The sequence below is a fragment of the Streptomyces diversicolor genome (assembly GCF_057537855.1).
In genome coordinates this window covers 1-20837 of the sequence record NZ_BAAJXA010000082.1, presented here as the reverse complement: position 1 = coordinate 20837, position 20837 = coordinate 1, and the positions used below count along the sequence as shown (strand labels likewise).

The 20837-nt window shown below is 67.1% G+C and carries 19 protein-coding genes; 12 read left to right on the top strand and 7 right to left on the bottom strand.

Annotated features, from left to right (window positions below; all coding sequences use genetic code 11):
* From AC27LF_RS44435 to AC27LF_RS44415, 5 genes are all read left to right on the top strand, one after another.
* On the top strand, nucleotides 1-715 hold a 715-nt coding region (locus tag AC27LF_RS44435), incomplete at its 5' end, for a carbohydrate ABC transporter permease (RefSeq protein WP_487231302.1).
* Nucleotides 712-1626 carry a carbohydrate ABC transporter permease gene (locus AC27LF_RS44430; RefSeq protein WP_479664914.1) on the top strand — a complete coding sequence of 305 codons (915 nt, stop codon included), beginning with the start codon at nucleotides 712-714 and terminating at the stop codon, nucleotides 1624-1626. The genes AC27LF_RS44435 and AC27LF_RS44430, both read left to right, overlap by 4 nt.
* A gap of 169 nt (nucleotides 1627-1795) precedes the next feature.
* Entirely contained in the window at nucleotides 1796-2947 is a 1152-nt protein-coding gene (locus AC27LF_RS44425; RefSeq protein ID WP_479664913.1) for an ABC transporter substrate-binding protein, read from the top strand.
* Nucleotides 2940-4007: an ABC transporter ATP-binding protein gene (locus AC27LF_RS44420; protein ID WP_479664912.1), complete on the top strand. Its 1068-nt coding sequence runs from the start codon at nucleotides 2940-2942 to the stop codon at nucleotides 4005-4007. Before AC27LF_RS44425 ends, AC27LF_RS44420 begins: the two co-directional genes overlap by 8 nt.
* 75 nt (nucleotides 4008-4082) lie before the next feature.
* The gene (locus tag AC27LF_RS44415) at nucleotides 4083-4961 is read left to right on the top strand and encodes a phytanoyl-CoA dioxygenase family protein (RefSeq protein WP_479664911.1); all 879 of its coding nucleotides are present in this window, start codon (nucleotides 4083-4085) and stop codon (nucleotides 4959-4961) included.
* On the opposite strand, the gene AC27LF_RS44410 is transcribed toward AC27LF_RS44415, so the two are convergent.
* The 4 genes from AC27LF_RS44410 to AC27LF_RS44395 all read right to left on the bottom strand — a co-directional run bounded on the left by AC27LF_RS44410 (nucleotide 4891) and on the right by AC27LF_RS44395 (nucleotide 8610).
* Entirely contained in the window at nucleotides 4891-5235 is a 345-nt protein-coding gene (locus AC27LF_RS44410; RefSeq protein WP_487227861.1) for an ATP-binding cassette domain-containing protein, read from the bottom strand. The genes AC27LF_RS44415 and AC27LF_RS44410 overlap by 71 nt on opposite strands.
* A gap of 94 nt (nucleotides 5236-5329) precedes the next feature.
* Complete coding sequence (gene phnE / locus AC27LF_RS44405; protein ID WP_487227938.1) at nucleotides 5330-6145, bottom strand: phosphonate ABC transporter, permease protein PhnE; 816 nt, start codon at nucleotides 6143-6145, stop codon at nucleotides 5330-5332.
* A 19-nt stretch (nucleotides 6146-6164) separates the two neighbouring features.
* Nucleotides 6165-7091 carry a phosphate/phosphite/phosphonate ABC transporter substrate-binding protein gene (gene phnD / locus AC27LF_RS44400; protein ID WP_479664909.1) on the bottom strand — a complete coding sequence of 309 codons (927 nt, stop codon included), beginning with the start codon at nucleotides 7089-7091 and terminating at the stop codon, nucleotides 6165-6167.
* A 700-nt stretch (nucleotides 7092-7791) separates the two neighbouring features.
* The gene (locus AC27LF_RS44395; RefSeq protein ID WP_487227862.1) at nucleotides 7792-8610 is read right to left on the bottom strand and encodes a COG4280 domain-containing protein; all 819 of its coding nucleotides are present in this window, start codon (nucleotides 8608-8610) and stop codon (nucleotides 7792-7794) included.
* A gap of 496 nt (nucleotides 8611-9106) precedes the next feature.
* Between AC27LF_RS44395 and AC27LF_RS44390 the strand changes: the two genes are divergently transcribed.
* Complete coding sequence (locus tag AC27LF_RS44390; RefSeq protein ID WP_479664907.1) at nucleotides 9107-9643, top strand: Chromate resistance protein ChrB; 537 nt, start codon at nucleotides 9107-9109, stop codon at nucleotides 9641-9643.
* Between the two features lie 92 nt (nucleotides 9644-9735).
* On the opposite strand, the gene AC27LF_RS44385 is transcribed toward AC27LF_RS44390, so the two are convergent.
* The 3 genes from AC27LF_RS44385 to AC27LF_RS44375 all read right to left on the bottom strand — a co-directional run bounded on the left by AC27LF_RS44385 (nucleotide 9736) and on the right by AC27LF_RS44375 (nucleotide 13533).
* Entirely contained in the window at nucleotides 9736-9948 is a 213-nt protein-coding gene (locus AC27LF_RS44385; RefSeq protein ID WP_479664906.1) for a hypothetical protein, read from the bottom strand.
* 303 nt (nucleotides 9949-10251) lie between these two features.
* A complete protein-coding gene (locus AC27LF_RS44380; RefSeq protein WP_479664905.1) occupies nucleotides 10252-12348 on the bottom strand; it encodes a CehA/McbA family metallohydrolase in 2097 nt (698 codons plus the stop codon).
* Between the two features lie 222 nt (nucleotides 12349-12570).
* A complete protein-coding gene (locus tag AC27LF_RS44375) occupies nucleotides 12571-13533 on the bottom strand; it encodes a MurR/RpiR family transcriptional regulator (protein WP_479664904.1) in 963 nt (320 codons plus the stop codon).
* A 690-nt stretch (nucleotides 13534-14223) separates the two neighbouring features.
* On the opposite strand from AC27LF_RS44375, the gene AC27LF_RS44370 reads away from it, so the two are divergent.
* From AC27LF_RS44370 to AC27LF_RS44345, 6 genes are all read left to right on the top strand, one after another.
* Nucleotides 14224-15306 (top strand): aminotransferase class V-fold PLP-dependent enzyme, encoded by a 1083-nt coding sequence (locus AC27LF_RS44370; protein WP_487231301.1) that lies wholly within the window; start codon nucleotides 14224-14226, stop codon nucleotides 15304-15306.
* Nucleotides 15303-16028, top strand: coding sequence for a phosphonatase-like hydrolase (locus tag AC27LF_RS44365; protein WP_479664902.1), 726 nt, complete (start codon nucleotides 15303-15305; stop codon nucleotides 16026-16028). The genes AC27LF_RS44370 and AC27LF_RS44365 overlap by 4 nt, the downstream gene beginning before the upstream one ends.
* Nucleotides 16029-16276: 248 nt before the next feature.
* A complete protein-coding gene (locus AC27LF_RS44360) occupies nucleotides 16277-17383 on the top strand; it encodes an ABC transporter ATP-binding protein (protein ID WP_479664901.1) in 1107 nt (368 codons plus the stop codon).
* Nucleotides 17380-18339 (top strand): carbohydrate ABC transporter permease, encoded by a 960-nt coding sequence (locus AC27LF_RS44355; RefSeq protein ID WP_479664900.1) that lies wholly within the window; start codon nucleotides 17380-17382, stop codon nucleotides 18337-18339. The genes AC27LF_RS44360 and AC27LF_RS44355 overlap by 4 nt, the downstream gene beginning before the upstream one ends.
* A complete protein-coding gene (locus AC27LF_RS44350; RefSeq protein ID WP_479664899.1) occupies nucleotides 18336-19175 on the top strand; it encodes a carbohydrate ABC transporter permease in 840 nt (279 codons plus the stop codon). The genes AC27LF_RS44355 and AC27LF_RS44350 overlap by 4 nt, the downstream gene beginning before the upstream one ends.
* A gap of 238 nt (nucleotides 19176-19413) precedes the next feature.
* A complete protein-coding gene (locus AC27LF_RS44345; protein ID WP_479664898.1) occupies nucleotides 19414-20763 on the top strand; it encodes an ABC transporter substrate-binding protein in 1350 nt (449 codons plus the stop codon).
* Nucleotides 20764-20837: the final 74 nt, after the last annotated feature.

Below are 20837 nucleotides of genomic sequence, written 5' to 3'. Positions count from 1 at the left end.
GCGGGTGCTGGGCAGTGAGGAACTGCGCCAAGCTCTTGTCAATACTCTGCTGTATTCGCTCTTCACCGTGCCGGCCGTCACGGTACTCGGTCTTCTGATCGCCCTCACCATTCACAGTGTGCGGCGTGGAAAAGTCTTCTGGCGGACGGTGTACTTTCTGCCGTTCGCCAGCACCCTCGCGGCGATGAGCATCGTCTGGAAATGGATGTTCTACCCGGAACGAGGGCTGATCGACTCCACCGTGGGCCAGTTGTTCGGAGTGACGAACTGGTTGAGCGACAGTTCGCTCGCCCTCCCGGCGGTTGCTCTCGTGGGAGTGTGGCATCAACTCGGATACGCGGTCGTGCTGTTTCTGTCGGGGCTGGCCAACGTGCCCACCGCGCATCTTGAGGCGGCCCGTCTCGACGGCGCGAACGCCTGGCACCGGTTCTGGCACGTCCAGTGGCCCGCGCTCGGGCCGACCACGGTGTTCGCCGTCGTCATCAGCACGATCAGCGCGCTGCGCGTCTACGACACCGTGGCGCTGATGACCGAGGGCGGACCCATCGGCAGTACCTCAACCCTGAGCTACGAACTCTACCGGCGAGGGGTTTTCTACCAGGACATCAGCGGAGGAGCCGTGATCAGCATCGTGCTGCTGGCCACCGTCATGCTGGTGACGCTGGTGCAGATGCGGTCATTCGGCCGACGACTCAGCGAGGCGGGCGCCCGATGACCACCGGCACAGAATCGCACCATGCCGCCGGCGTTCTGTCGCCGGGCCGAGCAGAGCCCCCGGACGCATCCGGCCGGGGCTGGGGAAGCGTCCTGCGGCGGGCCGCCGCCAGCGACATACCCCGGCACATACTGCTGGCCTTGGGTGCCGTCGTCATGCTCGCGCCGTTCGCCTGGATGGTGTTCAGCTCGTTCAAACCGGACGACGAAATCTACAGCAGCAACCTCCTGCCGCAGCATCCGACCTTCGATGCCTATCAGCGCGTCTTCGACACGGTGCCGATGGGACGGTTCTTCCTCAACAGTGTGGCCGTGACCGGACTGATCTTCCTCGGTCAGGTGCTTCTCGCCGTTCCGGCCGCCTACGCGCTGGCGCGGATGCGGTTCCGCGGCAGCAGGCTGGCACTCGGGTTGGTTCTGTTCGCCACCATGCTGCCGATGCAGGTCGTCGCCGTACCCTTGTATCTGCTGTTCGCGAAGGCGGGCCTCCTGGACAATCGCCTGTCGCTGATTTCACCTTTTCTGGCCAGCGCCTTCGGCGTGTTCCTGCTCCGCCAGTTCTTTCTGGGAATCCCGCAGAACGTACTGGATGCCGCGCGGCTCGATGGTGCAAGTAACTGGACAACGGTGTGGCGCATCGTCCTGCCGATGGCCCGGCCGGCCCTCACCGCATTCGCGGTCTTCAGTATCGTCTCCCACTGGAACGACTACTTCTGGCCGAGCCTGGTTCTGTCGAGTGACGATGCGGCGACGGTGCCCTACGGTATTTCGGCGTTCGCCAACTCGGAAAGCAATGACTTTGCCGCCCAGATGGCCGCCGCCACGCTGGCCGTGCTTCCGCTGGTGGTGGGATTCCTGTTCGCCCAGCGTCATTTCGTTCGCGGTCTCGTGCTGTCGAACACCCCGGACTAAATATCCCATTCGGTTTTATTTTTCGAGGAGCAGAACCATGCGTTGGAGAATCACCGCGGCACTGGCATCCGTTGGCCTCCTGGCCGGGGTAACCTCCTGCGGCACATCGGGCACCAAGGACGGCGCTGTCAGCGTCTATTACACGCAGGCCAGTCTCTACGCTGATCCGTTGAAATCTGCCATCAAGCCGCTGGAGAAAGAGTCGAACGCCCCTCGGGTGAACCTTGTCCTCGCGGGCAAGAACTACAACGACGTCCAGCAGCGGATCATCCGCGAGGCCGGCACCGGTCGCCTGCCGGATGTGGCGCTGGTCGGGCTGAACAACCTGCGCGGACTGGTCGACCTCGGCATCGCCCAGCCGCTGGACACCGCGATCGCCAAGGGCAGTCTGAACACCAAGGACATCGACCCGAAGTTCCTGAAGCTCACCCAGTACAACGGAAAGCAGTACGGGCTTCCTTACGGTGTCGCGACGCGGATCCTCTACGCCAACGCCGACATGTTCAAGGCCGCCGGGCTCGACCCGACGCATCTGCCGACCACATGGAATGAGCTGCGCAAGGACGCTGCGAAGCTGGCGGATCCGGCCAAGCACAAGTACGGCATCGTGATGGACTGGAACGGCGGCAGCAACATCGACTTCCAGCAGCAACTGGCAAGTGCCGGCGGCGCGATGCTCAACTCCGACGAAACCGGCGCCGCGTTCAACAGCGCCCAGGGCCGAGCGGTGGTCAACTACTGGCGCGGTCTGGTCAAGGACAAGGCCATGCCGTTGCTCGCCCGCACGGCGGACACCAGCCCCAACGTCCAGGCGTTCATCAACGGCGACGCCGGCATGCTGATCCAGTCCAACGGAAACCTCGGCAACATCAACAAGAGCGCGAAGTTCACCGTCGCCACCGGACAGGTTCCCATCGAGGACGGTGGCACACGCAGCGCACCCGCGTCAGGCGCGGCGATCGTCCTGCTCACCAAGGACGCCAAACGCCAGGCGGCGGCCCTCAAGGCCATCCAGCAACTGGTCAGTCCAACGGCCAGTACGGCACTGACCCTCGCGGCCGGCTACCTGCCCGTCAACTCCGCCGCCCTGAAGAGCCCGGAGTTGAAGAAGTACTTCAGTGAGAAGCCCAACCGGCGGACGCCGCTGGACGCCATCCCCTACCTGAACCAGTGGCAGACCTACCCCGGCGGTCACGACGTCGAGGCCAACGACGCGATCGAGAAGAGCCTCCTCCAGGCTCTGGGCGGCAGCGAGTCCCCTGAGAAGGCGCTCACCGAGTCGCAGAACGCGGTCGACGAGATCCTGAAGAACCATGGCTGAGGGAATCGACTGCGTCGACGTGAGCAAGACGTTCGGGCCGGCGGACCAGGCCCTGCGTCAAGTGACCGTGTCGTGCAAGGCCGGCGAAACACTGACCCTGGTCGGGCCAAGCGGCTGCGGCAAGACCACCCTGCTGCGCTGCATCGCCGGGCTGGACCATCCCACCGGCGGGACGATCCGGATCAACGGCCGTGACATGACGTATGCCGACCCTCAGCGTCGGAGCACGGCCATGGTCTTCCAGAACTACGCCCTGTACCCGGCCAAGACGGTCGCCGCGAACATCGAGTTCCCGCTGGTCATGGGCAAGGTGCCGCGAGGCGAGCGCGCCGGGCGGGTCACCGAGATCGCGCGGCTGCTGCGGTTGACCTCGCATCTGGGGAAGAAACCGGCCCAGCTGTCCGGTGGGCAGAAACAGCGCGTCGGCATCGGGCGGGCGCTGATCCGCCGGCCGTCCGTGCTGCTGATGGACGAGCCGCTGTCGAACCTCGACGCCGCGCTGCGGGTCGATATGCGCGCCGAATTGCACGAGCTGTTCCAGAAGCTGGGCGCCACGGTCGTCTACGTCACCCACGACCAGACCGAGGCGCTGACACTTGGCGACCAGGTAGCCGTCCTGAACGAGGGACGCCTGCAGCAACAGGCCACCCCACGCGAGGTCTACTCCCGCCCGGCGAACAGGTTCACCGCTTCGTTCCTCGGAGCCATGAACCTTCTCGACGGCATCGTCCAGGACGGGTACTTCCGGACGTCCGACGGGTCGCCGATCGTCGAACTCCGGGCGCCGAAGGCCGCCGCGACGGCGTGTATCGGCATCCGGCCCGAGGACCTTCGAGCGGCCGACACCTCGGCAGACCGCCCCCACGTCACGCTCACCGGCCGGGTCAGGCTCCTCGAACTGCTCGGCAGCGAGGAACTCGCCCACATCACTCTCGCCGGTGGCCACAAGCTCAAGGCCCGGGTGCCGGTGGGCACCGTCACCGCCGACACCGTGCGCCTCTGCGTCGATGTCGAACGTCTGCACCTCTTCGACGCGGAGGGCATACGCATCGACGCATAGGCGGCCTGACACCGAGGAAACGCGCCTTCCGCCGTACTCCGTCCCTCACCCACAACAAGAAAGGGAACAACCAAGATGCCAAAGCTCCTCACGGACGCACAAGTTCATCAGTATGAGCGAGACGGCTACGTTCATCCGCTGCGAGCATTCTCCGCTGACGAGGCACAGGGCGTCTTGGAACACATGGACGCGCTTGAGCGGCGGGAGCCGGATCTGTGGTCACGCGCCAAGTACAAGCCGCATCTGCTGATGAAGTGGCTCAACGATTTCATGCGAACGCCGACGGTTCTTGACGCGGTCGAAGACGTTCTCGGGCCGAATGTGCTCGCGTTGGGCACAGCTCATTTCGACAAGAAGCCGCACGACCCGAAGTTCGTCAACTGGCATCAGGACGCGACCTACTGGGGTCTTTCCGAGCCGAGCGTCCTCACCGCCTGGGTCGCTCTGACGCCGAGCAGGCGCACAAATGGCTGCCTGCGGGTCATCCCGGGTAGTCACCAACAGGGCCAGGTTCCGCACCACGACACCTTCGACAAGGACAGCGTCCTGAGCCGAGGCCAGGAGGTCGAGGTCGACGTCGACGAGAACGACGCAGTCGACCTGGAGCTCAACCCCGGTGAGTTTTCGCTGCACCATACGATGCTGGTCCATGGATCGGAGGCGAACACCTCTGACATCAGGCGATGCGGCATCGCGACTCGCTTCATCGCCACACGAGTACGGCCCATTGACGGCTACAAGGACAGCGCGACGCTGGTGCGCGGTGTGGACGAGTACGGCCACTTTGCCCCGGACGTGGCTCCGGCGTACGACATGGACCCGGCCGCCGTCGCCTTCTACAACGACATGCGAGAGGAAAGGGAACGTCGCAAGGAATCCATCATCAGTCGCACCGCGACCCAAGAGGGCACTCGCGCCGCAGCGCCCGCAGTCCGTGCGCGTCCAGGGTGGTGACCGGGTGAGCGCCGATCGTCACGGTCCCGGCGGTCGGCTGCTCCAGCCGTACCAGACAGCGGAGCAGTGTTGATTTCCCGGATCCGTTCGGGCCCAGCAGCACGACACGTTCGCCTGGCCTGATGGTGAGTGAGACATGCCGGATGGCGGAGACCTCACCGTAGGTCTTGGCCAGTTCCGTCACCTCGATGGGCATCCCGGTGACCTCGGCGCCGGGCAGGCCACCGTCGGGGTGTGCCGGGTCGGGGGCGGTCACGGGGTCGGGGGCGGTCATCGGGAACGTCCTGCGGTCACGTCTGGGACGGGAGCTGTTGACATTGGCGGCATGGGCCCATTCCTTTCGGCACGCTCCCGGGCCTGCGGGCGGGTCACAGGATCCGCCTGCGTACCGCGGCGGAGACCCGCTCGACAGCGATGACGACGACGAAGATGATGATCACGATGGTCAGTGCCTGCTGATACTGGAATAGTTGCATGTCCGTGGACAGGTCGATGCCGATCCCGCCCGCGCCGACCAGGCCCAGCACGACGGCGGACCGGACCGCCTTCTCCAGCGCGAACATGCTGGTGGCCACGAACGACGGAAGGACGGCGGGTACGACGCCGCAGACGATCACGGCCGGGGTGCGGGCGCCCGTGGCGCGCAGCGCCCGCAGGGGTGCCGGGTCGAGTTCCTCGACCCGTTCGGCGAACAGCCGGCCGCAGTACCCGATCGTGTCGACGGCGATCGCACAGATGCCGGCGGCGGGTCCCAGCCCGACCGCGACCACGAACACCAGACCCCAGACCAGGTCCGGGATGGCCCGCAGCGATGTGACCAGCGAGCGCACGGTGGCGGCCAGGGGCGCGGGGCTGAGGTTCCGTGCTGCCAGCACCGCGACCGGGAGGCTGGCCACCGCACCGAAGACGGTGCCCACGATGGCCATCTCGATGGTCTGCCCGGTGGCGGAGGCGACGGTCCGGCCCTGCTCGAGCACCGGCGGGAACGCCTTGCCCAGAAAGTTGACCAACCCCGGGGCCCCGGAGACGAGCGTGCTGGGGTTCAGGCCGCTCCAGACGATTCCCCAGACGAATCCGCCCAGGACCACGGCCGCCACGATGAGCAGGAACGGTGACGTCCTGGGCAGACGAGGCGGCGGGTGACCCGCCTGGCGCTGCGCCCGGTCGGTCATGGTGAGTGACATCCGGTTGCTGCCTTCCACGTCAGGAGGGGATCTTCGCGAGGTTCGGGTATCCGTCCTGACGGTATGCCTGGCGGATCAGGTCGAAGTCCTTGTCGGTGACCGGGATGATCTTCGATTCGGCGTAGCTGCTCACATAGATGCCCCCGGCTGCCTGGATGGACTTCATGATCGCGGCGCTGTTGGCGGACAGTTCGGTCTTGATGCGGTTGCGCAGCGATGCGGAGAGCCGGGGGTTGGCGATGATGAGGTTGGGCGGGAACATCGGGCTTCGCGCGATGACGGGCGCCTGCTGGGGTGTGAGGCCGCCGAGCTTCAGCAGGGCCGCGTATCCGGCCGGATAGGTGGCGACCGCGTCCACCTTGTGCCCGAGGAACGCGGCTGCCTGATTGCTGCTCAGCGGTTGGGTCGTGACGGTGCTGCCGGGCTTCAATCCGGCGTCGAGGAGCATTTTCAGCGGGTAGACGTATCCGCTCGTGGAGCCGGGATCGGTCAGGCCCACGGCCTTGCCCTTCAGTTGGGCCAGCGAGGTGATCGCGCTGCCGCCGTGCACGACCCACAGGGTCCGGTAGCCGGGCTGGCTGAGACCGACGACCGGCAGAGTGCCGGACTCCGCGCGGAGAGCGACGTACTCGGCGGGGCCGGCCATGACCAGGTCCAGATGGTTGGACTCGATCGCCGCCGCGGCGGCCGTCCGGTCGGCGACCGGGAACAGCTTCACCGGCATGTGCAGAATCTTCGTCAACTCGGCCTGTAGCGGGCCGAACTGCTTCTGGAGCTGTTGGGAGCCTTCTACGCTGGAGATGGCCAGCGTCAGAGTGGCGGGGTTGTCGGCGGATGAACTGGCCGTTTTGGTCGAACTGCCGCACGCGGCCAGCAGTCCGGTGAGGATCAAGACATGGACGAGCAAGAGGATGGGCGACTTACGCACGCCGAATGCTCCGGTCATCGGTCCAGGCTCCATTTCTTGGCTGGACAGTTCGGGGCGACGAGGCGGGATGCCTCCGAGCCCGGTGTCCCAACTCGGGACTTCTTCGGAATTTATCCGGCATAAATGAACCCACAGATACGACGGGCCACACCCGGATGAACTTTTCGTATTGCGGTGAATTCTTGAGGGAGAGGCGATTCAGAACGCCTGGCCGTGTTGGACACGGCGCGGAGAACCGCTGAGGAAACCGGAGCCGCGGGTCACGCTGGCCGTATGAGCACGTCAGCGACGGTCGCGTAGGCGTTCAAGGAGCCGCGTACTCAGTGAGTCCGCGGAGAAAGTGGAGAAAGCGGAGAAAGTAAAGCGCGCAAGCTCATGGAGGGGGAGTTCATCAGGCTCGTGGACGGCGGCATGGTCACGCCTTTCCTGTGAGCCGCGGAGATCCTTGAACCGGCTCCTGTGAGCCGCGGAGATCCTTGAACCGGCGCGCAGGCCTGGAATGCGCATTGAGTTCTTCAGCGAATTGACTCAGGCTGCCAAGAGAATGCTCATCGGCGAGTCAATTCGCAGAAGAATTTGAACTGGTCTTTCCCTCGATAATTCTCGGCGGCATCGTTGCCCGCCCGATCTCATACTGTCTGCCCGCTCGGACCGGACGCGTCCGGCGCACCCGCCGTTCCCTGCGGCCGTGGGATGCCCCAGAGCCGCAGGTACCCTCTCACGGCCCGACGTCCTCGTTCGGCGCCATCCCGGTTGTCGACGCCGGGGACACGGCCTCCGTCGGCCGTACCCGCAGGACCCGGATCAGCAGTTGGGACAGTGCCAGCCAGCCGAGCAGGACCGCGCCGAGCGCGATGGTGCCGCCGGGCCAGTCCAGCGGTTGCCGGTCCGGCTGGAAGGTGCCGAGCCCTTCGACGCACCAGAACATGCCGAACGTCGAGAGCAACACGGCGACGCCGTACTTCAGGGTGTTCTCCGGAACCTTCGTCAACGGTCCGTGCGCCACCACCGCCGCGGCCGTGACGAGGACCGTCGCCAGCACCGCCGCGCCCGTGGCCACCGGAACATCGCCTGCCCTCAGACCGAAGGTGATGACGATGAACACCACTTCGACGCCCTCCAGGAAGACGCCCTTGAGGCTCACTATGAACGCGAAGTAGTCCAGTCCGAGGAAGGACCGTTCGCCCGCCTCGCGAGCCAGGGCACTCTGTTTCTCGAAGATCTCCGCCTCGTCGTGCAGATCCTTCCGTCCGGACGAACGCAGGATCGCCTTGCGCATCCACTGCAACCCGAAGATCAACAGGAGTGCTCCGATCGCGAGTTGCAGGGCCGCCTCGGGCAGCCATGTGACCACCGCGTAACCCGTCACGAGCGCGAAGGCGATCACCGATGCCAGCCCGACCACGGTGCCGGCGATCGCTGACCGCCAGCCGCGGGTCATACCCATCGCGACGACGATGGTGACGGCCTCCACCGCCTCCACGAGACACGCCAGGAACACGGCGGACAGCCAGTGCCCAGACAGCCCCGGTACCAACAGACATAACCTGTCCTCTCACCTCACGCCGACGCCGACGCGAGAAACGAACATCACGCACGGCCGCTAACAGCTGATACATCTAGTGTCTATGGCTCGTTACGTTCTTACTCTGTCGTCCGGACGACTCGACATGGGTGGTGTCCTCGTGCGTCTGGCGCGCGAGAATCACGAAGCGGCCCTGCGTGCACGCCAGTGGTGTGGAGCGAGGGTCCGGACGGTACCGCCGCGGCGCGGAGTGGCTGGACGGTGGCAGAACGTGCCATCGCATCCGATCGCCACGGCAGGAGGCCCGGTGCGTATGCGCGCCGGGATGACTCCGCTGCTTCAACCGTTAGGGCGGCGGAGTATTCTCCGTTCAGAATCTGTTCGAACGGCTGACACCCGTCGCCCGTCGTCCATGGGGGCGAGGGCGGGGGTCGCACCGGGCATGACCCATGCCCTGGCGTCGAGTGCCGGGCGTATGCGCCCGGCACGGATAAACAAGGACGAGTGTATGAACGAAGCTCCTGAGTGGCTGGTGCTGATCTACCGGGTCCCGCCGGAACCCTCTCGTCTCCGGGCGGCGGTGTGGCGTCGCCTCAAGGGACTGGGGGCCCTGTACTTGCAGAACTCGGTCGCCGCTCTACCGGCCAGTCCCGCGGCGGAACGGGCACTGCGGACACTGCGCAAGGACATCCTGGACATGGGTGGCACTGCCTCGTTGCTCAGTTCCCGGGTCATCGCGGGCGCTTCTGATGTCGTCGCCGCCTTCAACGCCACCCGGGACGACGAGTACGAGGAGATCATCGACAAGTGCGATGACTTCCGAGCGCAGGTGAAAAAGGAGTACGAAGCCAACCATTTCACCTACGCCGAACTCGAAGAGAACGAGGAGGATCTGCACAAGCTGCAGAAGTGGTTCGCGAAGGTCGTCGATCGTGACGTCCTGGGTGCCGCTCAGCGCAGTGCGGCCGAGGAGGAGCTGAAGTCCTGCGTGCAGGTCCTCGAGGACTATGCCAACCGGGTGTTCCGCGAGGAGGACAAGGACTGAGACCGGTCACGGCACCCGGCAGTTGACGATCGCAGCGCGCCTGTCCTCACGCTGGGCGCGCTGCCTTCGGCTGACGCCGGTTTCTGCCGGCGTCAGTTCTTCCGTGTGTCGATCAGCATGGTCGCGGTGAAACCGGCGCCGAACAGGACTCCCAGCAGCGGCGGGAGCAGTGCGACACCGCCGGCGCCGTTCAGTACGGCCACGGCGCCGACCGTGAGCACCAGAACCACAGCCGCGGCGATCTTCCAATCGTCACCGATGACGAAGTCGTACCAGAATCCAGCGAACGCCCGAATAAAGGCCATGCTCAACTCCCCTCACCAATGGGCTCGATCACGGAACCGACGGACGCCGACGCAGTGGCCCGGCCAGGAGCTAGAGAGTAACGACCGTTAGATCTCGCGTCAAACAGTCGATCCTGTGCTTGGGTGAGGCGTGTCCGATCGCGTGGTCACGGAGATGATGTCGGCCCGCTTGTCGACCCGGAGTGCTCCGCGGTCGCCGAGTTCAGCGGCGTGGGCGGGAGGGGAGGAGGCCGACGAGACGGCTTGGGCCAAGGAGCACACTCCGGCGTCAGCCAGACCCTCGGTCAAGGCCCGTCGTTCTGCTCAGCCGGTGTTGGTGGTGATGTTCCGGTAGAAGGCGCGGGCCTGGTCGAGTACGTTCACGAGGTCGTGGAGTTGGTCGGGGTGGGAAAAGTTGCCGGCTTTCCGGGTGAGGGTTTCGAGGCGGTCGAGCCAGTCCAGGCACCATGCCGCGTCCGCGGTCCGGGCGACCGTGTGTCCTGCGACGTCGATCCAGACCGGGCTGGTGTGGGCATACACCTGGGGGCCGAGGACCGCGGGATGGCCGGTGCCGCGGGCCACTGCCGCGATCCATGTCGGTTCGGCGATGTCGAGGTCCGCCGTGAGTTCGGTCGTGCCGGCGTGGTGTGTGGTGTCGACGGCGGCCAGGACCCCGGTGGGCCCGACGATCTCCAGCCGTTCCACCCCCACACCCGTGGCACGCGCCGTGACCGGCACCCGCCGCGGTTCGTCCAGGCGCACGGTGTCGCCCAGTCCCTGACCGGCGGCGTCGAGTTCGAGCCACGGACCGTTCGTGGCGAAGGTCCGCCCGCCGCGCACGGCGTCCTGCCATGCATCGACGGACAGGGGTGTGTCGCCGAGGTGCGCGTAGGCCCGCGACCACCCGGGCGGATTCGACTTCACGTCGTGACGGGAGTGGGACAAAAACGCGTCCGTGCCCGCTGTGGCTGCCAGTCGTAGGCCGCAGCCCAGCAGTCGGTGATACAGCTGTTCCGTCGCCTCCGGCCCCCAGATGGTGTGGTTCCCGGTGAGGTCCATCGAGTCGACCAGTCCGAGGGCGGCGTCTGCCACCAACTCACGGGCATGCGTGAAGAAGTGGGCGTGCTGTTCGGCGAACACCTCCTCGATCGGGAAGCCGCTGTCGTTGAGCGGCGCGTGCACGGGGTGGGCGTAGCTGACTGTGGCGCCCAGGGTGCGGCATTCGGCCGCGGCGACCGCGTTCGGCGGCCAGTCCTGCGGCTCGTCGGAGCGTCGATGCCCGGTCTGGTAACGGACCGGGGGTGCGGACAGGTTCAGCGCGGTGAAATGCCCCAGCATGTTGTTGCGGTACTCGATACCCCACCGGGCCACGGTGTGCTGATGAGACCAGGGCAGGTCCTGGCCGGTGAAGTGCTCGAACGCCTCCCGGTCATAGATCAACGAGGTCGCCGAGTTCGCGGCGACCAGATTCATCAGGTGCAGGCCTTCACCCTGTTGCATCCGCGCCGCGTCCGACGGCGCGCACACCAGGTCACCGGAGTAGTTCATGTGCACGTGCAGGTCCCCGCCGTACCAGCCGCGCGCCGCCGCGTCGTAGAGCCGCACCGGCGACAACTCCACGACCTCCTCCGCCCCGGCCACGACCTCGATCTCGACTCGCGAGGGCAGGAACTCGCCTCCCCGCCCGACCTCGACCACCGTCCTGCCGACCGGGACCTCGACGGTGAGATTGTTACCGTGAAAGAACGGGCGTCCGTGGTAGTCGTACTTGCGCAGGACGCCGTCGGGAAACCACGCGCCACCGCGCTCATCCCACACCCGCCACCGCGACACCGCATCCGACACCAGGCGCAGCGTGCCACTCGCCACCGGTTCCACCGCCCGGATACGACGACCGTCCACCCGAATCCCGGGCTGATCGACACTCGCCACCGCGTCGACCAGGGCCAGCGGCGCGTCGTGGCCACCCAGCACGAAGACCTGATACGGGACCGGATGGCGCACCGTCGCGAACGGTGCGGGTGTCCGCACCCGCACGCCCCCGCCGTGCACGATCGCAAGGCCCACCGGCATCGGATCGGGCAGCGCGTCGACCACGGACTCGACAACCGCGGCGGGATTCGCCCCGGGTGCGTTCAGTCCCCAGACCATTCTCCGGGAGGCCATCACCCTGTCCTGGTCGCACCAGCCCAGCAACGCCCTCAACGCCGTCGCCAGGGTGTCTTCCCGCTCGTTGCCCCAGTCGTACCCACGCTCCACACAAAGCGCCCGATACCGCGCCAGCATCTCCGCGACCACGGGCGGCATGTGTTCTTCTTCGCAACACATCCGGCCATCTCCCTTCCCCGTCACACTCGATATCCGCACGGCCGTCCTCGACGTGGGAGACGGACTCGATCTAGGGATCGACATTCCCTGCATGTGAGATTGTATTGCAATGGTGTTGCTTGAGGCAATGGGCATGGTACGGAAGTACGTCGGGCATGAGAGCCCGGCCGGGCTGCAACAACTGCTGAATCGGCCCCGCCGGCAGGGGCGCGGGTGGTGTTGTGCGCGAGGTCGGGGCGGACCCGCGACACCCACAGCGGCCGGCCGCCCGGGGTCGCGATATGGGGCTGGGATTCCGTAGCCGCATGGTCTGGGTCAGGCGTTGTGTTGTGCGGTGACCGCGGAGATGGCGTTGAAGCCGACGGCGGCGCGTGAGCCGATCTGGGTTGCGACGGCACTGTAGAGGGCGTCGAGGATGGCGAGGAGGGCCAACTGGCTGGTCATGCCCTGGAGTCGGAAGCCTAGTTCGGGTGCCCCGGCGATGAGCGCGTAGTCACACATCGTGGCAAGCGGGGTGTTGCTGTAGCTGGTGAGGGCGACGGTGACGGCTCCGCCTTCGCGGGCCTTGTGGGCGCCTTCCAGGGTGGGGCGCATGGCCCCGGTCCGGCTGATGGCGATGCATACGTCCTCGCGGCTGAGCTGCTGGGCCATGACGTGCTGGGACCATACGTCGTCGGGTGCGAAGGCGTGCAGGCCGATGGTGGTGAGCCGTTGCGCGGCGTCGGTTGCCGGGGTGCGCGAGGTGCCCACGGCGACGAACAGGATCCGGCGGGCGCGGGCGACGGCGGTGACGACGTGTTCAAAACTCTGCTGGTCGACTGTGGCCAGAGCGTCGATGAGTGACTGGGCGCCGGCCCGCAGGACTCGTTCGAGGGTGGTCGCGGGTGGGGCGTCGTCCGGCTCGGTCGGCGGGATGTGCTGCTGGAATTCGGCGCTCTCGGTGCGGGCCAGATCTCTGGCGAGGATGAGCTTCAGGTCGGGGAAGCCCTGGAAGCCGAGTTCACGGCACGCGCGGACGACAGAGGACGGCGAGGCCGCGGCGGCTTCCGCGAGTTCGGCGATGGTGGCCTGCATGACCCATTGCGGCCTGGCGAGGACGGTATCGGCGATCCGGCGCGCGACGCCCCGTAGCGCGGGGGCTGCGGATCTGATGCGGGCGAGGGTTTCGACCGGCGGCTGGGCTCCGAGGTCGTCGGGCGGGGTTTCACCGGGTGCGGTCAACGGCTCCGTGACCGGTGTGCCCTGATGCGGGTTCGTGGCGGCCTCCTTGAGTGGCATCGCATCGTCGGATGTGCCTGACCTTACCGGAATCGGATGCCGTGCAAGGCCAGCAGGTTGGTTCGCGGTAGCTGGATCCCCGGCCGCCCTGTGATGCGCCGGAGCCCGTCCCGCGGCCCTCCGATGGTACAGCCCACCTGGGGTGTGCCCGCCAGATACGGGCTCCTGCCTGCCGTGATCAGTGCGGACGAGGCCGGGACGGGCATGCTCGGCCGGCCGCCGCCCTGCCGGCCGGAATCTGCCCCGCTGTTCATGAAATCGAGTTCCGCGAGATTTGTTGATTAAAAGAATCCAGTGCCATTCATTCATCTTGGGGTCACTCCGGGGCAACCTCGGCTGCCTAGCTTTCCGTTGCGGCGGCACCGCTTCGACGTTGTTGCCGCCGGCATATCGCTCGCAGCAGGCGCGAGCCGACCAGGCAGGGAGGCCGAAACAATGACACAGCCGGATACGGCGGAGCCGGACACAGCACGTCGGCTCGGTGTCGCGGCGGGGGCAGCCCCGCGAGCCGAAGGCGGGGAGCGTTCGACCGGGTCGCCGGGTCGGCGCGCCGACGTGCCCGGCGGCGCCGAAAGGAAGCAGAACGGCGTATCGGTGTACCAGGAGCTGGGGGTCCGGCCGGTGATCCACGCCGGAGGGACCACGACCACGTTCGGGGGGTCGAGATCACCGGAGGCGGTCTGGGCGGCGATGGCCGACGCCTCCCGGCAGTTCGTCAGCATCTTCGAGCTCAACCGGGCGGTCGGGAAGTACATCGCCGGCGTCACCGGCGCGGAAGCGGGCATGGTGACCAGCGGCGCGGCGAGCGGGATCGTGCTGTCCGTCGCCGCCGCCATGACCGGCGCTGACCTGGCCAGGGTGCGGCAGTTGCCGGATACCGCGGGCCTTCGCTCGAAGGTAGTGATCCAGAAGGCGCACCGGGGCCGCTTCACCTACCTGGCCCGGTACACCGGCGCGGACTTCGTCGAGGCCGGCAGCATCAACGAATGTGAACCGGAGGAGCTCGACCACGCGATCGACGAGCAGACCGCCGCCGTTCTTTACGTCCTGGGTCCGGGCCTTCGTCAGGTGGGGCCAAGCGTCGCCGAGACCGCGCGGATCGCGCACCGCCACGGTGTGCCGCTGCTGGTGGACGCGGCCGGGATGCTCCCGCCGAAGGCGAATCTGACGAGGTTCATCGCCGAGGGCGCCGACCTGGTCACGTTCGGGGGCGGGAAGTTCCTCAAGGGCCCGCAGAACACCGGGCTGCTGTGCGGCCGCGCTGATCTCATCGAGGCGGCACTCGCGCATTCCGGGCCGAACTTCGCGATCGGCCGCCCGCACAAGGTCTCCCGCGAGGCCATCGTCGGCCTGTATGAAGCGCTCAAACGCTATCTGGCCAGCGACGAAGAACAGGTCCGCGCGGGCCTGCGCGCCCAGACGGAGCTGGTGGCAGCCCGGGTGGGCTCCGTCCCGGGAGCCGAAGTGACCGTCGAAGAGGACGACTTCGAGTTCTTCGTCCCGACCGCGGTGATCACGCTCTCACCAGAGCGCCCCGGCCGGGACGTGCGGGAGATCGCCCGGCGCCTGCTGGACGGCGAACCCCGGGTGTTCCTCTACCACGACCGTCAGCTCCGCCGCCTGCTGGTCAATCCCACCGCACTGCAGCCGGGCGAGGCCGAGATCGTGGGCGAACGTATCCGCGCCGAGCTGCTCGCGGCGCATCAGCAGGCGCCTGCCCGACCGCCCGTCATGACCGTCCCGGCATCGCCGTCCGACCTGGAGTCCCGATGACATCCCTGCACACCGCGGCCGACGCCGCGATCGAACTGGCGGTCCTCGACATCGCCGGGACAACCGTCGACGAGGGCGGCACGGTCTACCGGATCCTCGCGGAGGCCGTCACAGCCGCGGGCGCCACTCCCACGCCGGCTGACATCAGCCGCTGGACGGGCACCGACAAGCGCGAAGCCGTCCGTGGGCTGCTGTCGGCCCATGGTTCCGCACCCGACGACGCCGAAGTGGCACGTGTCTACGCCGATTTCCGGCGGCGACTCGACGCCGCCTACCGGGCCGACCCGCCACGGCCGCTGGCCGGAGCGGAGGACGCACTCCGCGAGCTGCGCGGGCGCGGGGTCAAGGTCGCCCTCAGCACCGGCTTCGACAGCGAGGTGACCGACGCGATCCTGGGCCCGCTGGGATGGCGGGGCACCCTGGTCGACGCGGTGGTCAGCGCCGACCAGGTGGCACGCGGCCGGCCGGCCCCGTACCTGATCTTCCGGGCGATGGAACTGACCGGCGTGCTCGATGTCGGCCGGGTGCTCGTCGCCGGAGACACCGTCGCCGACCTGCTCTCCGGTACGAACGCCGGCGCCGCCGTGGTGGCAGGCGTCCTCAGCGGAGCCGACGACAGCGCAACGCTCGGCCGCATCCGCCACACCCACCTGCTCACGAGCATCGCTGACCTTCCCGCACTGCTGGCTGCGGCCCCGCGGCGCCCCGAGGCGATCGCATGACCGGGCCCACCGCACCGCCGCCGCATCGGCCGGCCCGCGGTACGAACGCCGGGCTGTCCACGACGACCACCGCTGGGACGACCACCGCTGGGACGACCACCGCTGGGACGACCACCGCTGCGGTGACCACCACTGCGACCACTACCGCTGCGGTGGCTACCCCTGCGATGACTGCCGCTGCACGCGCACCTCTGGTTCACCCTGGTTCCGAACCATCCGCCGAACCACCGGCATTCGAGTGCCGCGCGGTGTCCAAGGAGTATCAGGGCGGCACCCCGGCGCTTCGCGATGTCACCTTGCGCGGGGAGGCGGGGCAGATCGTCGTCCTGGTGGGGCCGTCCGGCTGCGGCAAGACCACATTGCTCAGGTGTATAGCCGGTCTGGAGCCCATCAGCGCCGGCGCAATCCATCTGCAGGGCCGCGACGCCGCCCATGTGCCGCCGCACCGCCGCGGTGTGGCGATGGTGTTCCAGAACTACGCCCTGTATCCGAACAAGACTGTCGCGCACAACATCGCCTTCCCCCTTCGGATGAGTTGGGTACCGCGAGCCGAACAGGAGGCGCGGACCCGCGAGATCGCCGATGCTCTCAAGATCGGCCACCTCCTCGATCGCCGGCCGCGCCAGCTGTCCGGCGGGCAGAAGCAGCGCGTCGGCATCGGGCGTGCGTTGGTCCGGCGGCCGACGATCGTTGCGATGGACGAACCGCTGTCCAACCTCGACGCACAACTGCGGGTCGATATGCGCGTCGAGATTCGGGCGTTGCAGCAGCGCCTGGGCATGACCGTCGTATATGTCACCCACGACCAGGCCGAGGCGCTGAGCCTCGCGGACCGCATCGTGGTGATGAACGGCGGCGCTGTCGAGCAGGTCGGATCGCCGGAAGAGGCGTTCAACACCCCGGCCACGCCCTTCGTGGCCGGCTTCCTCGGCATGATGAACCTGCTGCCCGGCACGGCCGAGGCCGGTCGGCTTCGACTGGACGGCGCGGCGGGCGAGTCGATCCCGCTGCCGCACCGCGTGACCAGGGTGGGGGATCGGCATCGGATCGTGACGCTCGGTGTGCGCCCCGAGCAGCTGGTAGTGGGTCATCCGCCGCCGGGCCGGTGGTCGGTCTCGGGCACGCTCGTCTCCAGCGAACTGCTCGGCACCGAACGCCTCGTCGTGGTGCGAGTGGGCGGAGCGGGGGATCAGACCCTGCGGGTGCGGGTCGCGGCCGATCAGCCGCTGTCCTCGGAGCTGCGGGTGTGGGCGGCCGACGAGCACCTCCACCTGTTCGACGCGGACGGCACACGACTGGGTGGCGAGGACCGGGCGACCCCACTGGCTTCTGCGAACGTGGACGGCCTGCGATGACGTACGTGGAAGAGCGGGCGGAAGAGCGACAGGCCGGCCTCGATTCCTCCAGGCCGCCGGCGAACCACCGGCCGCGGATGCGCCTGACCGACGGTGTGATCGGTTGGCTGTTGTGCACTCCCGCCACGGTGCTCCTCGGTGTGTTTGTGATGCTGCCGCTGCTGGCGGTCGGCGTCCTCGCCTTCTTCAGTTGGGATCCGCTCAGCCAGACGGGCCACGCGGTCGGCTTCGCGAACTTCTCCAAGATCCTGACCAGCCCTGAACTGCGGTCCGCCGCGCTCCGCACGCTCGAATACACCGCGTTGACGGTGCCGACCACGGTGGCGCTGGGCATGGCCATCGCCGTGGGAATCAGTAACGTTCGACGCGGTGCGATGCTGTGGCGCACCGTCTTCTTCCTGCCGGTGGCATCCACCCTGGCCGCGACATCCGTCGCCTGGCGTTTCATGTTCTACCCGCACACCGGGATCATCGATCAGACGGTGGGCGCGGTCATCCCGATCAGCGGGTGGCTGCAGTCGACGAACCTGGCCATCGTCGCGGTGTCGATGGTCGGTGTGTGGCAGGCACTCGGCACGACCATCGTCATCTTTCTCGCCGGACTGTCGGGGGTGCCCCGGCACCTGCACGATGCCGCCGCCCTCGATGGAGCGACCTCCTGGCGCCGGTTCTGGCACGTCACATGGCCTGCCCTCGGCCCTGCCACGGTCCTGGCCCTCGTCATCGACACCCGGGACTCCTTGCGCGTCTTCGACCAGGTCCAGGTGATGACGCAAGGCGGCCCGCTCGGATCGACCACCACGTTGTCCTATCTGCTGTGGCAACGGGGCATCCACTACAACGATCTCGGCGGCGGCGCCGTCATCGACCTGGTCGTTCTGATCGTGGTCATCGGTTTCGTCGGCATCCAGCTCATGACCGTCGGGCGGCGGCTCAACGAGGGAGCGGCCCGATGAACGCACCCCGGCCGCGCCGTCGGCCGCCACTCGGGCAGATCGCGCTGCACCTTGTCCTGGCCTTGGCGGGTTTCCTGGTGCTGCTGCCCTTTCTGGTGATGCTCCGCGCCGCCGTCACACCGGACCAGTGGATCTTCCGGGGAACGCTGAGCCTGCACGGCCTGACCTGGAGCCACTTCGCCCAGGCATGGAACGACGCGCCGTGGCTGCACTACTACTGGAACAGCCTGCTCTCGGTCACCGCCATCTACATCGGCCAGATACTCACCTGCCTGCCGGCCGGGTACGCTCTGGCACGGTTGCGCTTTTGCGGCTCAGGTGTCGCCACGTGGGTTGTCGTCGTCTGTCTGGCCATTCCGACCCAGATCGTCGCTCTGCCCGTCTTTCTGCTGCTCTCACGAATGAGCTGGCTGGACACGCTGCAGTCGTTGATCGTGCCGTTCGTCGCCTCGGCCTTCGGAATCTTCGTCTTCCGGCAGTTCATCATCACGATCCCGCAGTCGCTGTTCGATGCCGCGCGGCTCGACGGTGTCGGCCCGATCGGCGTTGTCTGGCGCGTCGTGCTGCCCAACGTCCGCCCCGCACTGGCCGCGTTCGGCGTGCTCAGTGTGATGGGGCACTGGAACGACCTGTTCTGGCCGTCGGTCGTGCTACGGACGGGGCGTTCGGCCACGGTGCCGTACGGCATCGTCGAATTCGCCTCGGGCGAGGGCGGCTCGAACTACGGGACCCAGATGGCTGCCGCCGCCATCGCCGCGATCCCGCTCGTCATCGCCCTGTGCTTCGCCCAACGCCAGTTCGTCCAGGGCCTCGCCCCCTCGGCCGCGGCCGACTGACTCACCACGTTTCTCGTCCTCACACCCATCACCCATCACCGACCACCGACCACCGACCACCGACCAAATCACCGATCACTGGCACCGTTCACCGATCGCTGAGCACCGGCCACCAACCACTGAGCACCAACCACTGAGCACCAACCACTGAGCACCAACCACTGAGCACCAACCACTGAGCACCAACCACTGAGCACCGACCACCGACCACCGGTGGCTGACACCCAGGGAGCTCGCAGTGCAGCCCACCCACCACGCCCTCGACCGCCGAGGCTTCCTCGCGCTCGGCGGAGGCATCGCCACGGCAGGCATGCTCACCGCCTGCGGCAGCGGAGCGCCCAAGAACACCGGCAGCCCGGGATACACCAACCGCAACGAGGTCGCGGCCGCGGCCAAGGGCCAGACCGTCTCGATCGTCTACATCAACAACCCCGGCTTCGACAGTACGCTCAAGCAGATGCTCGGCCCGCAGTTCACGGCCAGCACCGGGGTGACCGCCAAGCTGGTCAAACTCCCCTCGGTCAGTTACGACGACGTCACCCAGCGGATCCAATCGGACCTGACCGCCGGCCAGGGTGATGACATGGCCCTGATTGGTTTGCAGAACGTCCGCACCTACGCCGACGCGGGGCTGGCCCTGCCACTCGACAAGTTCCTGACGCTCAGCGGCGACCACAGCAACCAGCTCTACCCGACATTCCTGACCCTCGGAAAGCGGAACAACTCGACCTACGCCATCCCGTACTGCGCCTCGGTCCTGGTCCTTTGTTACAACGCCGAGCAGTTCACCCGCGCCGGACTCGACCCCGCGAATCCGCCGAGCACGTTCAGCGAACTCCGCGCTGCCGCCGCCAAACTCGTCCAGTCCAAGGCCGCACGCTATGGCGCCTGCGTTGCGTACGACTCGGAGGACATCTGGCCTTACCAGACGTTTCTGTCCTCCGCCGGTGGCTCCTTCATGAGCGCGGACGAGAAGAGCATCACCTTCGACTCGGACAAGGCGATCGCACATCTCGACTTCTGGGCGCGGCTGATCAAGGACGGCTACTCGGCCCCTCTCAACAGCGATGATTCCAAGCAGGCTTTTGTGAGCGGTGACCTCGGGATGCTCATCACCAGCAGTGCCATGCTCGGGTCGTTCGAAAAGGGCGCATCGTTCACCCTCAAGACGGCCAAGACCCCGATCCCCGACGGCGGCACACTTCGCACACCGGCAGCCGGCGCCGGGGTCGTCGTACTGACCAAGGACGCCAAGAAGCAGGCCGCGGCCTGGCAGGTCGTCCAGGCCCTCACCGGCAAGGCCGGTTCCACGGCCCAGACCGAGGCCAGCGGCTATCTGCCGGTCAACAAGGCGGCAGCCGAAGACGCCTCCGGGTTGGGCGGCTTCCTGGCGAAAGACCCGCTGCGCACGGCCGCCACCAGTGAGGTCCCGGCCATCATCCCCTGGTACCAGTTCCCGGGCACCAATACCGCCGAGATCAGCAAGTCCCTCCAGGACGCCGTCCTCGCCGCGACCAGCGGCAAGAAGACCGCCGCCCAAGCCCTCCACCACGCCGCAAGCCAGGTCAAATCGCTGTTGCCGTCGTGACGAAGCAACCACTCAACCAAACGCCGGAAAGGAACCTGACCAATGACCAATACGAACCGAGCCAAAGCCGTCTC

Bases quoted from the DNA above. Each gene is read 5' to 3' on its own strand.
- AC27LF_RS44375 (WP_479664904.1), bottom strand. From the start codon at position 13,533: ATGCCACTCAAGGAGGCCGCCACGAACCCGCATCAGGGCACACCGGTC.
- AC27LF_RS44350 (WP_479664899.1), top strand. From the start codon at position 18,336: ATGAACGCACCCCGGCCGCGCCGTCGGCCGCCACTCGGGCAGATCGCG.
- AC27LF_RS44420 (WP_479664912.1), top strand. From the start codon at position 2,940: ATGGCTGAGGGAATCGACTGCGTCGACGTGAGCAAGACGTTCGGGCCG.
- AC27LF_RS44380 (WP_479664905.1), bottom strand. From the start codon at position 12,348: ATGCAGGGAATGTCGATCCCTAGATCGAGTCCGTCTCCCACGTCGAGG.
- AC27LF_RS44355 (WP_479664900.1), top strand. From the start codon at position 17,380: ATGACGTACGTGGAAGAGCGGGCGGAAGAGCGACAGGCCGGCCTCGAT.
- AC27LF_RS44415 (WP_479664911.1), top strand. From the start codon at position 4,083: ATGCCAAAGCTCCTCACGGACGCACAAGTTCATCAGTATGAGCGAGAC.
- phnE (WP_487227938.1), bottom strand. From the start codon at position 6,145: ATGTCACTCACCATGACCGACCGGGCGCAGCGCCAGGCGGGTCACCCG.
- AC27LF_RS44430 (WP_479664914.1), top strand. From the start codon at position 712: ATGACCACCGGCACAGAATCGCACCATGCCGCCGGCGTTCTGTCGCCG.
- AC27LF_RS44390 (WP_479664907.1), top strand. From the start codon at position 9,107: ATGAACGAAGCTCCTGAGTGGCTGGTGCTGATCTACCGGGTCCCGCCG.
- AC27LF_RS44370 (WP_487231301.1), top strand. From the start codon at position 14,224: ATGGCCGACGCCTCCCGGCAGTTCGTCAGCATCTTCGAGCTCAACCGG.
- AC27LF_RS44365 (WP_479664902.1), top strand. From the start codon at position 15,303: ATGACATCCCTGCACACCGCGGCCGACGCCGCGATCGAACTGGCGGTC.
- phnD (WP_479664909.1), bottom strand. From the start codon at position 7,091: ATGACCGGAGCATTCGGCGTGCGTAAGTCGCCCATCCTCTTGCTCGTC.
- AC27LF_RS44410 (WP_487227861.1), bottom strand. From the start codon at position 5,235: ATGACCGCCCCCGACCCCGTGACCGCCCCCGACCCGGCACACCCCGAC.
- AC27LF_RS44385 (WP_479664906.1), bottom strand. From the start codon at position 9,948: ATGGCCTTTATTCGGGCGTTCGCTGGATTCTGGTACGACTTCGTCATC.